Annotated in this window: 9 protein-coding genes and 1 pseudogene; 6 read left to right on the top strand and 4 right to left on the bottom strand. The window is 70.8% G+C overall.

Features of this window, described 5'->3' with window-relative positions; all coding sequences use genetic code 11:
• Positions 1 to 407 precede the first annotated feature (407 nt).
• Both O5I81_RS14455 and O5I81_RS14460 read right to left on the bottom strand, forming a co-directional pair.
• On the bottom strand, positions 408 to 2,417 hold the full coding sequence (locus O5I81_RS14455; RefSeq protein ID WP_271069040.1) for a PAS domain-containing sensor histidine kinase: 2,010 nt from the start codon (positions 2,415 to 2,417) through the stop codon (positions 408 to 410).
• 6 nt (positions 2,418 to 2,423) lie between these two features.
• Positions 2,424 to 2,912, bottom strand: a pseudogene (locus tag O5I81_RS14460) (GAF domain-containing protein); the annotation flags it as partial.
• Between the two features lie 169 nt (positions 2,913 to 3,081).
• Here O5I81_RS14460 and O5I81_RS14465 point away from each other — a divergent pair.
• From O5I81_RS14465 to O5I81_RS14490, 6 genes are all read left to right on the top strand, one after another.
• Complete coding sequence (locus O5I81_RS14465; RefSeq protein ID WP_271065562.1) at positions 3,082 to 4,821, top strand: ATP-binding protein; 1,740 nt, start codon at positions 3,082 to 3,084, stop codon at positions 4,819 to 4,821.
• 30 nt (positions 4,822 to 4,851) lie between these two features.
• Entirely contained in the window at positions 4,852 to 6,786 is a 1,935-nt protein-coding gene (locus O5I81_RS14470; RefSeq protein ID WP_271065563.1) for an alpha/beta fold hydrolase, read from the top strand.
• An 81-nt stretch (positions 6,787 to 6,867) separates the two neighbouring features.
• Complete coding sequence (locus O5I81_RS14475) at positions 6,868 to 6,978, top strand: hypothetical protein (RefSeq protein ID WP_271065564.1); 111 nt, start codon at positions 6,868 to 6,870, stop codon at positions 6,976 to 6,978.
• On the top strand, positions 6,979 to 7,230 hold the full coding sequence (locus O5I81_RS14480) for a hypothetical protein (RefSeq protein WP_271065565.1): 252 nt from the start codon (positions 6,979 to 6,981) through the stop codon (positions 7,228 to 7,230). It abuts the gene before it with no gap.
• 31 nt (positions 7,231 to 7,261) lie between these two features.
• Complete coding sequence (locus O5I81_RS14485; protein WP_271065566.1) at positions 7,262 to 7,651, top strand: VOC family protein; 390 nt, start codon at positions 7,262 to 7,264, stop codon at positions 7,649 to 7,651.
• Positions 7,652 to 7,722: 71 nt separating this feature from the next.
• Entirely contained in the window at positions 7,723 to 8,070 is a 348-nt protein-coding gene (locus tag O5I81_RS14490; RefSeq protein WP_271065567.1) for a DUF1428 family protein, read from the top strand.
• Positions 8,071 to 8,125: 55 nt separating this feature from the next.
• Here O5I81_RS14490 and O5I81_RS14495 read toward each other — a convergent pair whose 3' ends face one another.
• Both O5I81_RS14495 and O5I81_RS14500 read right to left on the bottom strand, forming a co-directional pair.
• A complete protein-coding gene (locus O5I81_RS14495; protein WP_271065568.1) occupies positions 8,126 to 12,352 on the bottom strand; it encodes a translocation/assembly module TamB domain-containing protein in 4,227 nt (1,408 codons plus the stop codon).
• Positions 12,349 to 14,160 carry an autotransporter assembly complex family protein gene (locus O5I81_RS14500; RefSeq protein ID WP_271065569.1) on the bottom strand — a complete coding sequence of 604 codons (1,812 nt, stop codon included), beginning with the start codon at positions 14,158 to 14,160 and terminating at the stop codon, positions 12,349 to 12,351. The genes O5I81_RS14495 and O5I81_RS14500 overlap by 4 nt, the downstream gene beginning before the upstream one ends.
• Positions 14,161 to 14,174: the final 14 nt, after the last annotated feature.

Genomic DNA, 14,174 nt, shown 5'->3' on the forward strand with positions numbered 1-14,174 from the left:
TGGACAGCCGCCCGGGCTACGGCGCGCGCCTGACCGCCCCGAGGCGGCGCCGACGGCCGAAATGACGGCGAAAAAACCTCGCCCCGCCAAGGGCTTAGCGAATATGTCTAGACATATTCATGGTCCAAAACTACGTCCGCCGCCCGCCTGACGGGTCGGTGTCCAAGACTGTAGGCCGCGCCCCGCTCCCATCGGCCTACAAACCCCGCGCCTCGGCCACGCACCGACCTACGCCCGGGCCTACGTCCCCTGCCGCCCGGCCACCCGGAAAGCCCACGTTTCCGGGGGTTTGGGCCGGCTATCGGCCGTCCTGGCGAGTCGACGCCTTGCGACCGTAGGTCGCCGGGCGTGCTATAATGGTCCCGCTTCGATAAGCCGGGGCGGCGGAAAGGACGCCCGGCGCGGCCTCAGCGCCGCAGCAGCCGCTCCACCCGCTCGGTCAGGTCGCGGATGGCGAAGGGCTTGGTCAGCACCTCCATCCCCGGCTCGATATGGCCGTGGTTGAGCACCGCGTTCTCGGCGTAGCCGGTGATGAACAGCGCTTTCAGCCCGGGCCGCAGGGCCCGGGCGGCGTCGGCCACCTGGCGGCCGTTCAGGCCCCCGGGCAGGCCGACGTCGGTGATCAGGAGGTCGATGGGGGCGCTGCCCTGCAGCACGGTCAGGGCCGAGGGGCCGTCGGCGGCCTCGGCGCAGGCGTAGCCGAGCTCGGTCAGGGAATCGACGATCAGCATCCGCACGGTCGGCTCGTCGTCGACCACCAGGATGGTCTCGCCGGCGGCGGGGTGGCTGGCGACCGGGGCGGCGGCGGGGGCGCCCTCCTCGGCCTCGCCGAAGTGGCGCGGCAGGTAGAGGCAGACCATCGTGCCCTGGCCGACCTCGCTGTAGATGCGGACGTGGCCGTGGCTCTGGCGGGCGAAGCCGTAGACCATCGAGAGGCCCAGGCCAGTGCCCTGGCCGATGGGTTTGGTGGTGAAGAAGGGGTCGAAGACGCGGTCGAGGATGGCCTTGTCGATGCCGCTGCCGGTGTCGCTGACGCAGACGGTGACGTACTGGCCGGGCTCCAGCCCGTGGTCGGCGGCGGTGCGGCGGTCCAGCCACTTGTTGCCGGTCTCGATGGTGATGCGGCCGCCGTCGGGCATGGCGTCGCGGGCGTTGATGCAGAGGTTGAGGATGGCGTTTTCGAGCTGGTTGTCGTCGACCAGGGTCGGCCACAGCCCGCTGGCGGCGATGGTCTCGACGGTGATCGAGGCCCCCATGGTGCGGCGGACCAGTTCGCTGAGGTCGGTGAGCAGGCGGTTGATGACCAGCGGCCGGGGGGTCAGGGTCTGGCGCCGCGAGAAGGCCAGCAGCCGGTGGGTCAGGGCCGCGGCCCGGCGGGCGGCGCCCTGGCCGGCCGCCAGGTAGCGTTCGACGTCGCTGGTCCGGCCCTGGGCCAGGCGGGCGCCGATCATCTCGAAGGCGCCGCTGATGCCGGCCAGCAGGTTGTTGAAGTCGTGGGCGAGGCCGCCGGTCAGCTGGCCGACCGCCTCCATCTTCTGGGACTGGCGCAGGGCCTCCTCGGCGGTGGCCAGCCTCGCCTGTTCGGACAGGCGTTCGGTGACGTCGTAGATGAACTGGAAGGCGCCGACGATGGTCCCGTCCGGATCGCGCAGCGGGCTGGAGCGGACCTCGAAGTAGCGGGTGTCGGGGTCGGCGGCGTCCATCGGGCCGGTGACCACGAACTCCTCGCCGCCCAGGGCCCGGTCCCACAGGCCCTTGGCGGACTCGATGGCGGCCGGGTCGTCGGGCAGCAGGTCGAACAGGGTGTCGCCGACCTTCGGCCGCTTGCCGAAGATGGCCTCGAAGGCGTCGATGGCGGCGCTGTTGAGCGCCAGCCAGCGGTACTGGGTGTCGGCCACGGCGACCAGGGCGCTGGCCCCCTCGACCACCTCGGCCAGCACCCGCTGCTCGGCCAGGGCCTCGGCGACCCGGGTTTCGAGGGTCTGGTTGAGGGTCTGCAGGGCGTGTTCGGCCCGGCGGCGCTCGGTGATGTCCTGGAAGAGGACGGCGACCTGCCGGCGTTCCGGCGGCTCCAGGCGGAAGGAGGACAGGGAGAGATAACGGCCGGTGGCCACCAGTTCCTGCTCGAAGCGGATCGGCACCCCGGTGCGCAGCACCGCGCCGTAGCGCGCCGCCCAGCTGTCGGCCTCGTCCGGCACCATGTCGCGCAGCTTCTGGCCGACGACGTTCTCGATGCCGGCATGGCGGGCATAGGCGGCGTTGGCCTCGATGTGGATGTAGTCGCTGTCGGGCCCATGCGGCCCGTCGAGGAACTCGATGACGCAGAAGCCCTCGTCCATGCTGTCGAACAGGGCGCGGTAGCGCTTCTCGTCCTCGCCCTGGCGCTGGAGGGCGGCGCGCAGGTCGAACTGGTTCATCACCTGGCGGGCCAGGACGCGCAGGGTCTTTTCCTGCAGGGGGGTGAGGGTGCGGGGCCGGTTGTCGAGCACGCAGAGGGTGCCGATGGCCAGCCCGTCCTCGGTCTTCAGGAGGGCGCCGGCGTAGAAGCGCAGGCCGTTGTCGGCGGTGACCAGCGGGTTGCCGCTGAAGCGGCTGTCCAGCGTCGCGTCGGGCACCTGCAGGAAGTCGTTCTCGAGGATGGCGTGGGCGCAGAAGCTGGTCTCCAGCGGCGTTTCCCGCACCCCCAGCCCGACCTCGGCCTTGAAGAACTGCCGGTCGGTGTCGATCAGGTTGATGACGGCAATGGGCGTCTCGCAGATCCGGCTGGCCAGCCGGGCGACCTCGTCGAAGGACTCCTCGGGCGGGGTGTCGAGAATGCCGTAGCGGCGCAGTGCCGCGAGGCGCCGGGCCTCCTGCTCGGCCGGATCCGTGCTCGTCATGCCGTCGCGCCCCGCCCCTGGTAGCCTGCTCATAGCGGGGAGGCGTTCGTCGCACCATAGGCCCCCGCGCAAGGCAGCAACGGCCTGGACCCCGGAAGGTTTCCTCCGCCCGCGTTCTGACGGACGCGACAATTCTCCGTCCAACTCAACCGGTCCTTAAGCGTCACCCCCTACACACTTTCCAATGGGGACCCCACTGCGCATGACCACCGACCGAGCGGCGACCAACGCCGCCTTCCGCGCCATAGCCATCGTCCGTGGCAAGGACCTGGGAATCCGCATCGGGTTCGGGGCCTTCATCGGCATGATCGGCTGGGTCCTGGCCCCGGGGCCGGTCGCGCCCCTGTGGTTCGCCGCCGTCGTCGCCGGCCAGGTCATCGACCATGCCATCAGCGCCCCGCTGCGCCGGGCCGGGGCAAGCGCCGTATCGCCGCCCCACGCTGTCGCCCTCGCGACCAGCATGACGCTGAACGCCTGCCTCTATTCGTCCCTGGCGGTCTTCCTCTGGTTCCAGGGCACCGCCGTCGGCATGGCCTTCGCCCTGCTCTCCCTGTGCGGCTCGCTGATCAACAACGCCCTGCAGATGGCCCAGACGCCGCGCGGCCTGATCTATGTCATCGGCCCGCCCGGCCTCTACATCGTCGCCCTGCCGCTGATCACCGGCCTGACCAGCCCCGCGCCGGACGCGGTGCAGATGGCCCTGATCTCCACCGGCGGCGGGGTCTACATCCTGCACACCCTGATGGCCGTCAAACGCATCTGGACGACCAGCCGCCAGACCGACGCCGCCATCGAGGCGGCCCAGAAGGCCAACGCCGCCAAGAGCGACTTCCTGGCGACGATCAGCCACGAGATCCGCACCCCGATGAACGCCGTCGTCGCCGCCGGCGAACTGCTGCGCCGCACGGACCTGACCGAGGAACAGGCCGGCCACGTCGACATGCTGGGCAACGCCAGCGAGGTGCTGCTCGGCCTGCTCAACGACGTGCTCGACCTGTCGCGCATCGAGAGCGGCAAGCTGGAGGTCGAGCTGGCCCCCTTCGACCTGACCGAAAAGCTGGCCGCGGCCGCCAACCTCTGGCGGACCAAGGCCGCGGGCGGCGTCACCCTGACCTTCGAGCCGGCCGGCGTCCCGGCCCGCATCATGACCGACCCGCTGCGCTTCCAGCAGATCGTCTCCAACCTGCTCTCCAACGCCACCAAGTTCACCGCGTCCGGCCAGATCACCGTCCGCGCCGGCCGCTTCGGCATGGACGACCCTATCCTCTGGATCGAGGTCGAGGACAGCGGGGCCGGCATGGATGCCGAGACCTGCGACCGCATCTTCTCCAGCTTCGAACAGGGCAGCACCGGCGTCACCCGCGTCCACGGCGGCACGGGCCTGGGCCTGGCCATCAGCCGCCGCCTGGCCCAGCTGATGGGCGGCTCCCTGACCGTGCGCAGCCAGGTCGGCCAAGGCTCGGTCTTCCGCTTCGAGATCCCCCTGATGCTGGCCGAGGCCGCCCCCGTCGCCGCCCATGAGCCCGGCGAGGACTGGAGCGGAACCGGCGTCCGGGTGCTGCTGGCCGAGGATCATCCGGTCAACCAGCGCATCGTCCGCATGATGCTGGAGCCCTTCGGCGCCGCCGTCACCATCGCCGCCAACGGCGCCGAGGCGGTCGAGCTGGCCGGCAACCGCGCCTTCGACGTCATCCTGATGGACATGCAGATGCCGGTCATGGGCGGGGTCGAGGCCGCCGCCCTGATCCGCCGCGCCGGCCCCAACGCCGCCACGCCGATCCTCGCCCTGACCGCCAACGCCCTGGCCGAACACCGGGCCGAATGGGCCGGCGTCGGGGTCGAGGTCTTCATCACCAAGCCGGTGGAGATGCAGGTCCTGCTCGACCACGTCGCGGCCGCCGTGGCGGCGCCGGTCGTCGCCGGGGACCGTCTCACCGCTTGAGGCGGCGCGGATACCGGCTAACCTGCGCCCATGCGCAAAGCCCTGATCCTCGCCCTCGCCCTGATCGCCCTGCCCGCCGCCGCCCAGGGCAAAAGAGAGGTCGGCGCCCTCGTCTACGACGGCGCCCCGGAGACCCCGGCCGCGCTGAAGGCCGCCATCGCCCCCTACTACAACGCCCGCTCGGCGGTGTTCGAGGACTGGCTGCCCGACGGCTCGATGCTGATCGCCACACGCTTCGGCGACACCCAGCAGATCCACCGCGTGCAGCGCCCCGGCGGCGACCGCACCCAGCTGACCTTCTTTAGCGAACCGGTGAACGGCGCCCAGGCCGTCCCCGGCGCCCAGCGGTTCCTCTACCCCCGCGACGTCGGCGGGGCGGAATACTACCAGGCCTTCCTCCGCAGCCTCGACGGCGACGAAGTCCAGCTGACCGCCCCCGGCACCCGCAACGAGAGCTTCGTCTTCAGCAAGGACGGCAAGACCGTCGTCTGGTCCCAGGTCACCCCCGGCAAGGGCGACTACGACATCATGCTGGCGGAGGTCGCCAATCCGCAGGGTCGCCGCCTGGTCCACAAGGGCACGGGCGCGATGAGCCCGGAGGACATCAGCCCGGACGGCGGCAAGGTGCTGCTCAGCCGCTACATCAGCGCGGCCGAGACGCGGCTGTTCGTGCTCGACCTGAAGACGGGCGCGGCCACGCCGGTCGGCGCGACCGACCGCAAGGTGGCCTACAGCGCCGGCAAGTTCACCGCCGACGGCCAGGGCCTGGTGCTGCTGTCCGACGACGGCAATGAGGTCGCCCTGCCGGTGGTCCTGGACATCGCCAGCGGCGCCCAGCGGCATCTGTCGTTCGTCGATGGGCCCGGCCGGGTGCGTCCGCCGCTCTGGGGCGCCGAGGCCCTGACCCTCAGCCCCGACCGGCTGACCGCGGCCGTGGCGACCAACGAGGCCGGCTACGGCAGGGTCGATCTCTACGACCTCGCCGGCGGCGGCAAGCAGGCCGTGCCCCTGCCCAAGGGGGTGCTGACCGGCATGGGCTTCTCCGACGACGGCAGGTCGCTGGCCATCAGCCTGTCGACCTCCACCGGCGCCGGCGACGTCTGGTCCTACGACCTGGCGTCGAAACAGCTAACCCGCTGGACCAACAGCGAACTGGGCGGCCTGCAAGCCAGCCAGCTCGTCGAGCCCTCGCTGATCCACTACGCCACCTTCGACAAGCGCCAGATCCCGGCCTTCGTCTACCGCCCCACCGGCCCCTCGACCGGCAAGCGCCCGGTGATCATCCAAATCCACGGCGGCCCCGAAGCCCAGGAACTGCCCAGCTTCAACCCGCGCCGCCAGAGCTGGGTCAACGAAATCGGCGCCGTGGTCATCGTGCCCAACGTCCGCGGCTCGTCCGGCTACGGCAAGACCTACCTGTCCCTCGACAACGCCGAGAAGCGCGAGGACAGCGTCAAGGACATCGGCGCCCTGCTCGACTGGATCGCCACGCAACCCGACCTCGACGCCTCACGCGTCGCCGTCGTCGGCCAGTCCTACGGCGGCTACATGAGCCTGGCCGTCGCCGGCCGCTACAATGACCGCATCTCAGGCGCCATCGACCTCTACGGCATCAGCGACTGGGTCACCTTCCTGGAGAACACCGAAGGCTATCGCCGCGATCTGCGCCGCGCCGAGTACGGCGACGAACGCGATCCGAAGATGCGCGAGGTCTTCGGCCGCATCTCGCCCCGCGGCTACGTCTCGGCCATGAAGAAGCCGATGATGGTCTACCAGGGCGCCAACGACCCCCGCGTGCCGATGAGCGAGAGCGAGGCCATGGTCGCCCAGCTGCGAGCGCAGGGCACGGAGGTCTGGTACGTCCTGGCCAGGGACGAGGGCCACGGCATCGCCCGCAAGTCCAACCAGGAACAGGTCCGGGCCACCGAGATCGTCTTCCTCAAGAAGGTGCTGGGGGTCGAATGACGGGCTTGGCGTTCCGGGCGGGCGGGCGCATAGCAACAGGCGCTCCGCATTTCGCCCGGGCGCACCGAAAGGAGCCCGGCCATGGCCAAGGGCCAGAAGAAATCCAACAAGGAAACCCGCAAACCCAAGCAGGCCAAGGCCCCGCCGCCGGCCGGCCCGTCGCCCTTCCTGACCCCGCCCGGCAAGAAATAGGTGGCGACCGAGACGGTTCACCTGGTCCAGGCCTACGTCGCCGGCAAGGGCCGAGCGAAGTTCCGCGCCGAACAGGCGATCGGCTGCAAGACCGCCGAGGAAGCCCGCCGCAAGGCCGAGCGGCTCGGCCCCCTGCGGCTGGGCGTCGTCGCCTACAGCATCTCGGCCGACACCGAGATGGGCGACTACGACGAGAGCCCCGTGCTGCTGTTCAAGTCCGGCGAACTGCCGCCCCCCTTCGACGAGCTCTGACCTCAGGCTCGTCCTTATTCAGGCGAGCCCCATGACCAGATCCCCCGACTACCTCGGCGCCACCGGCATCGGGGTCAGCGACCTCGAGGCCTCCGCCGCCTTCTACAAGGCGGCGCTGGGCATGAAGGAGCTGCAGCGGATCAAGCTGCCCTATATGGACGAGATCATCCTCGGACATGACGGCCGCGTCGCCCTGGTGCTGATGCACTGGACCGACGGCAGCGACCGCCGCTACCGCAACCTGCCGATCAAGCTGGTCTTCTACGTCACCGACCCGCTGGCCGTGGCCGCCAACCTGGTCGAGGCCGGCGGCATGATGACCTTCGGCCCCGCGCCGGTCGAGGCGTTCGGCGGCGCCATGATCGGTCTTGGCAAGGACCTCGACGGCTACGTCGTTGAACTGCTGCAGGCCCCGGCATGAAAAATCACCGCGGCTCTGTCGGAACCGGGGCCGCCGCAACGTCCTGAGATCACAAACCAAGGGAGACAACGATGGCCTACGTCGACGGATTCGTACTCGCCGTGCCCAAGGACAAGATCGACGAGTACAAGAAGGTGACCGACCTGTGCGGCCCGATCTGGATGGAATACGGCGCCCTCAGCTACGTCGAATGCGTCGGTGACGACACGCCCTACGGCGAGCTGACCAGCTTCCCGCGCGCTGTCCTGGCCAAGGACGACGAGGTCGTTATCTTCTCCTGGATCACCTACGAGTCGAAGGAGAAGCGCGACGAGGTCAACGCCAAGGTGATGGCCGATCCGCGCATGGCGGCGCCCGACTGCCCCTTCGACCCCAAGCGGATGATCTTCGGCGGCTTCACCGAACTGACGCGGTTCTAGAGCCCGTCAGGCCGAAGTGTGTGCGGTTCGGCCGCCCGGACGGGCTCTCGACAAATCAGTAGTCCCGCCGCCAGCGGACCGAGAGCTTGCTCTCGCCGCTGCCGGCGATGCGGCTGACCAGGGACAGGTTCTTGCGCACCCTCCACTCGACCTGCACCGCCCCGCCCTCGCGGCCGCCGCCGATCAGTTCGAAGTAGACATCGTTGGTCAGGTACTTGCCGCCGGCCACGGTGACGCCGGTCAGTTCGGTGCCGCCGATGGTCAGCCGGTCGAGGCCCGCCAGCTCGCGGACGTTGCCGATCACATCGAAGCCGCCCCCGCCGGCCAGGGCCGCCAGGGCCGAGGCCAGCTGCGCGGCCTCGTAAGGGCTCAGCTGCGCCGCCGAGCTTCCGAACAGCACCCGGCTCAGCACCTCGTCCTGCGGCAGCTGCGGCGAGGAGGTCAGGGTGATCTCCGGCTTGGCCGCCGTGCCCTCGACGCGGATCACGGCGGTGATCGACGGATCCTCGCGGGTGGCCGTCAGGTTGAGGCGGATCTTGCGGGGGTCGGTCGACAGGGTGACGCTGCCGCGCTCGTCGAACTCGAACCGCTTGCCGGCGAAGTCGTACTCGCCGCGCACCACCCGGGCCGTGCCGGTCAACTGCGGCTGGGCGGTGGTGCCGCCGACGTTGGCGTCGAGGCTGAGCTCGACGTCCAGCCCCCGGCCGCGGACGAAGATGCCGCGCGGGGCCCGCAGGTCGATGGCCAGGTCGATCGCCGCGCCCTTGGTCTGGGCAGCCTCGGCCGCCTCGGCCCGGCGGGCCGCAGGGGTGCGGGGTTTGTTGATCTCGACAACGTCCATCGGCGTCACGCCGCTGGGGCTCAGCGGCTCGGCGGCGATCTCGGCCCGGTCGATGCGCAGGGAGCCCTCGACGCGCGGATTGCCCGCCGCGCCCCGGTTGACGGTCACCTGGCCGCTGGCGGTGGCCTGGGCAATGTCGTTGTCGATGACCTGGAAGCGGGTCAGGTCGAGCCGGAAGCTGCTGGTCCCCTGGCGCAGCAGGCTAACCCGGCCGGAGCCCGACGCCTTGCCGCCGTTGGCGTCGGAGGCGCTGACCTGGCTGACGTCGATGGCGTTGTCGGCGAAGGCGGCGGTGAGCGTCAGGTTGCGCAGCTTCAGGCCGGTCGCCCCGTCCTCGAAGGCGCCGCCGGTCAGCTGCCCCTGCCCCACCAGGCGGGGGTCGGCCAGGGTGCCGCCGAGGTTGCCGTTGAGGGCGATCTGGCCGCTGAGCGAGCGCTCGCCGCTCATCAGCAGGTCCCACAGCGGCTTGATCTCGCCATTGGCGCTGAACGTCCCTTCCGCCGGCCGGCGGCGGTCGATGGCCAGCCGCAGCGGCGCCGCCGAGGCCACGGCCGGCAGTACGAAGGCCCCCTCGGCCCGCAGGCCCTGGGCGCTCCTGGCGCTGGCCTCGATGGTGATGCTGCGGTCGTTGAGCCGGGCCTGCACCTGGCCGTCGAGGGTCAGGGTCTGGCCGGAGCCCCGGGCCCGGACGTTCTTCAGTGTGGCGTCGAGCGCCCCGGTCAGCGTCTCGCCTTGACCGCGCAGGGTCAGCTTGGCGTCGGCCCGCCCGGCCAGATCCCGGTTGAAGGCGGCCAGCGGCAGGCCGGAGATATCGGCGACGATGTCGGCGCTGCCCTTGGCGATGCGGGCGTCGACAGTCGCCGAGCCCGGGTTGTCGCCGCGCTGCCCGGTGGCGGCGGCCAGCTTCAGGTGGGCCTCGGTGACCGGCCCGCCGAACACCAGCCGCGCCGTCTCGGTGGTGCGGATCTGGGTGCGGCCAAGTTTGCCGGCCCCATCGAGGGTCAATTGCCAGCCCTGGGCCTGCGGCTGTTCGGTCAGGATGCCGCTGGCGTCCAGGCTGTAGGCCCCGTTCGGCGCCGCCCCGCTGGCCTGGATGCGCAGCGGCAGCCGGTCGAGCGGGCCGTCGGCGGTAATCGTGGCCGTATCCAGCGTCAGGCCGGCGGCGTCGCGCAGCACCGCGTCCCTGGCCGCCAGGTTGAGCGTGGCCCGCGCCCCGCCGGCGCTGTCGACGACCTTGGCCGTGCCGGTGATCGCGCCCTCGGTCAGCACCACGCCCGGCCCGATGGCCAGCACCAGGTCGGCCGACGATGGCCGGCCCCGCCGCAGCGCCACCGCCCCCTGCGCCTTGACCCCGCCGGCGTCGGCGTCGAGGCCCGACAGGTTCACCCCGCCCGGCGTGAAGGCGAAATCGGTGCGCAGCCGGGCCGGTCCGTACTGGCTGTCGGCCGTCATGGCGAAAGCGCCGTCGCCGCCGCCCGGCCGTTGCATGAAGGTCAGGGTCAGGGCGGCGTTGCGCAGCGGCAGGCGTGGCAGGTCGATCTGGTCGACCTGGGCCGTCAGGTCGGCGCGCGGGGCCGACAGCGATCCGCCGATGGCGCCATCGCCCTTGGCCTTACCCGCCACCTCGACCGGACCGATGCGGAACGGCCCCTCGGCGTTCCAGTCGAGCTTGAAGGCCAGATCGCCCTTGGCGCCGAGCCGGCCGGCCCCCTTGGCGAAGGCCTTGTCGCCGTCCAGCCGCGCCTCGGCGACATCCACCTGGCCGCTGGGCTGCAGGCTGGCCTTGCCGCGCAGCCGGGGCGCCGCCCCGAGCAGCCGGTCCAGCTCGCTGACGCCCAGCGCCAGCCCGGTTCCCCTGGCGTCGACCGTGAACACCCACGGCTTGCCGGCCCCGCCCTGGTCCGCCGACCACGACCCGGCCAACCGGCCCTTGCCGCCCAGCTTGGCGGCCCCGAAGTTCCACAGTTCCGCCTGGCCCTTGAACGACAGCCCGCCGAGCAGGCCGCGCGACCCGCTGGCATCGACCTTCAGCCCCGCCCCGTTGGCCCGCACGCGCTTGAGCAGCACCCGCCCGTCCTTGAGGATGGCGATGTCGCCGTCGGCCGTCGGCCGCTGGCCCAGCAAGGCCGCCAGATACCCCTGCCCGCGCCCGCCGGCTCCGGCCAGGCTGGTGACGATGCCGATCTCGCCCTTGGCCCGGGCCACGGTCACCGGCCCCGAGGCCGAGCCCAGCGTGTATCCCGCCAGGCTGACATTGGCCCCGCGCGCGTCGCCGCGCAGGGTGAAGCTGTTGATGTCGCCGTTGAACCGACCGACGAAGTTGGCTTGGCCCTTGACCGTCCCGAAGCTCAGCCGCTCGATCGACGGCGTATTGCCGGTCACCGCGAGGCCGCCGGGCCCGGCCATCTGCTTGCCGAGGTTCGCCGGACCGACCGCGGTCACCGACAGGGTCTCGGAATCCAGCCGGGCGTTCAGATCATAGAAGTCGCCGGCCCCCTTCTTCCCCGCGATGTCAAACTTCACCTGCGGGCCGAACAGCCGGGCGTAGAGGCCCGTCAGCCGCGAGGCGTCGAGCCGCACATAGCCGTTGGCCGCCCCGCCGGTGGCGTCCCAGCTGCCGTCGGCCTTGGCCGGCTGGTTGGGGCCGGAGCTCACCAGCAGCTTGAACTGCCCCACCTTGGTGGTTCCCTGCGCCTGGGCGTCGAGCGCGAAGGGTTGTTTGGCGTCCAGGCCGAGCGCCCCAGCCAGGGCGCCGCCGCTGGCCTCGGAGGCGCGGGCATTGACCATCAGGGCGTCGGAGCGGCCCAGGTCGAAGGCCACGTCGGCGAAGTCGCCCTGATGCATCAGGCTGCGGGCCACGAACTGGCCGGCCGTGCCGCCGCCCCGCTGCAGCGCCAGCCGCCCGGAGAGATCGAAGCGGCCCTCGACCTGGCTGAAGGCCGGCCGGGAGTCGACCTTGGCCTGCAGGGCGTCGATCAGGACGGTCACCGGCAGCGATCCCGACTTCTCCTTTGGCGTCAGGGTCGGACGGCGGATCAGGGTCAGCTGTTCGACGGCGATGGCGTCGGCGTGGAAGCGGCGCGCGAACAGCTCGTGATAGCGCCACTTCATGTTGAGGTTCCGGCCCTCCAGCCACGTCCCCTTCTCGTCGTAAATGGTCAGCCGGCGGATCGAGACATTGCGCCAGATATCGCCGCTGACCCCTTCGATCTTCAGCTTGCCGTAGCGGCCGATCTTCAGCCCGTTGGCCTGGGCCTCGATGAAGGCCAGCCCCGGCACGGTGTTGAGCCCGAACCGCAGGCCCACGGCCACCGTCGCCACGATGATCACCGCCACGGCCGAGATCAGGATGATCCAGCCGGGCGCGCTGCTGGGGAACCACCGACGCAGATGGTTTCTCGCCCGGACCGGCGCGGCGGGGGTGTCGTCTGGGCCGCTCAAAACGCCTGCCCTATGCTGATGTAGATCTGGAACGGCGCGTCGTCGTCGCGCGGGTCCAGGGGAAAGGCGATATCGGCGCGGATCGGTCCGAAGCCCAGGTTGTAACGGACGCCGAAGCCGACCCCGGCGCTGAAGTCATCCCCGTGCGGGAAATTGTCGGTTCCCACGGCCCCGCCATCGATAAAGGCCACAGCGCCCCATTTTTCGGTCAGCTGATACCGAAACTCGACCGAGGCTTCGGCCAGGGAAATGCCGCCCAGCGGCGTCGAGCTGATACGCGGCCCGATGCCCTGGTAGCCATAGCCGCGCACCGATCCACCGCCCCCCGAATAGAACCGCCGCGCCGCCGGCACATCGGCGGAGTCGGCCCCGCTGATCACGCCGGCCTTCACCCGCGTGGCGATGACGAACCGCTCCGCCTCGTCGAGGGGCAGGTAGTAGCTGCCCTGGCCGGTCAGCTTCAGATAGGTCAGCTGGGCGTCGCCGAAGGTGACGATCGGCTCCGCCCGGGCCTCCACGCGCCAGCCACTCTTGGGGTCCAGCGGATCGCTCGAGCGGTCGATGGCCAGGGCGCCCAGCAGGGCGACGTTGTAGAGGTCGCGGTCGATGCCCCGCAGCACGACGTTGCCGACGGTCAGGATCTCGGCGACCCGGCCGCCGTCCACAGAGACGCCATAGGTCAGGTAGGCGTTGACGCCGCTGCGCCGGGTGACGTCGGCGATCAGCGAGGCGCCGGTCTGGTCATAGGCGTCGGTGACCTCGTTATAGACGCTGGCGGTCAGGCTGAGGGTCTGGCGGGGTTCGCGCCAGTGCGGCAGCGAGACCTTGTAGTCCAGCCGCTGCTGCAACTCGGCCAGGCGCAGGGCGATGATCCGCGTGTCGGCCCGCTTCCAGCTGTTGTAGCGGGTGGTGGTGATGTCGAGGCCGGCCCCTTCGCTGGTCGAATAGCCGGCCCCGATCTCCAGCGACCGTCGCGGCCGGTCCTTGAGGGTCAACAGCACCGGCCGCCAGCCCTCCGGCGTCAGCTGGTCGGCCGGCTGCAAGGCCACCTGCACGGTGTCGAAGGCGCCCGTCTCGCGCAGGCGCCTCTCCAGCTCGCCCATCTCGTCAGGGGCGTAGACCGAGCCCGGCTTCCAGGGGACCAGCTTCCTGATCCACGCCTTGTCGGTGCGGCCGCGATAGTCGAGGACCAGCCCGTCGAGCTTCACCAAGGGCCCGGCGTCGATCTTGAAGGTCGGCATCAGGGTCTTGTCGGCATGATCGACGATGACTTCCCGGGGCAGCGCCTCGGCGTCGGCATGGCCCCGTTGCTGGATGGCCGAGACGATACGGCCTTCGGCGGCCAGCACGTCATTGGCCCGGCCCGGCGCCCCGCGGCGCAGGGCCATGGCCAGCGTCCCGGCGCTCTGCACCTCCGGCGTCGGCGCCTCGTTTTCCCAGGCGATCGACGGCCGCTTGATATGGAAGACCGGCCCTTCCTCGACCTTGACCACGGCCTTGGGGGCGGCCTCGGCGTCGGCGTTCTCCTCGCCATCGCCCAGGTCGGTGGTCACCTCGCTGGCGTAGAAGCCTTCCGAGCGCAGCACGGCGGTAGCGGATTCGGCGGCCTCGCGGCCTCTACGGCGAGCCTCGAAGCGGGAGCTGGCCGGCTTGTCCGCCGTGCCGATGGCCTTGCGGATCAGGTCGCGCAGGTCGTCGTCCTCGACGCCCTGGACACTGGCCTTGGGCTCTTCGGCTCGCGCGGCGAGCGGCGGGACCGTGAGGCCCGCGCTGAGGACGGCAAAGAGCAAAAGGCGGTGCGTCGCCAAACCATTCATCCCTG

It is taken from the genome of Caulobacter sp. NIBR1757, assembly GCF_027912495.1.
Lineage (GTDB): Bacteria > Pseudomonadota > Alphaproteobacteria > Caulobacterales > Caulobacteraceae > Caulobacter.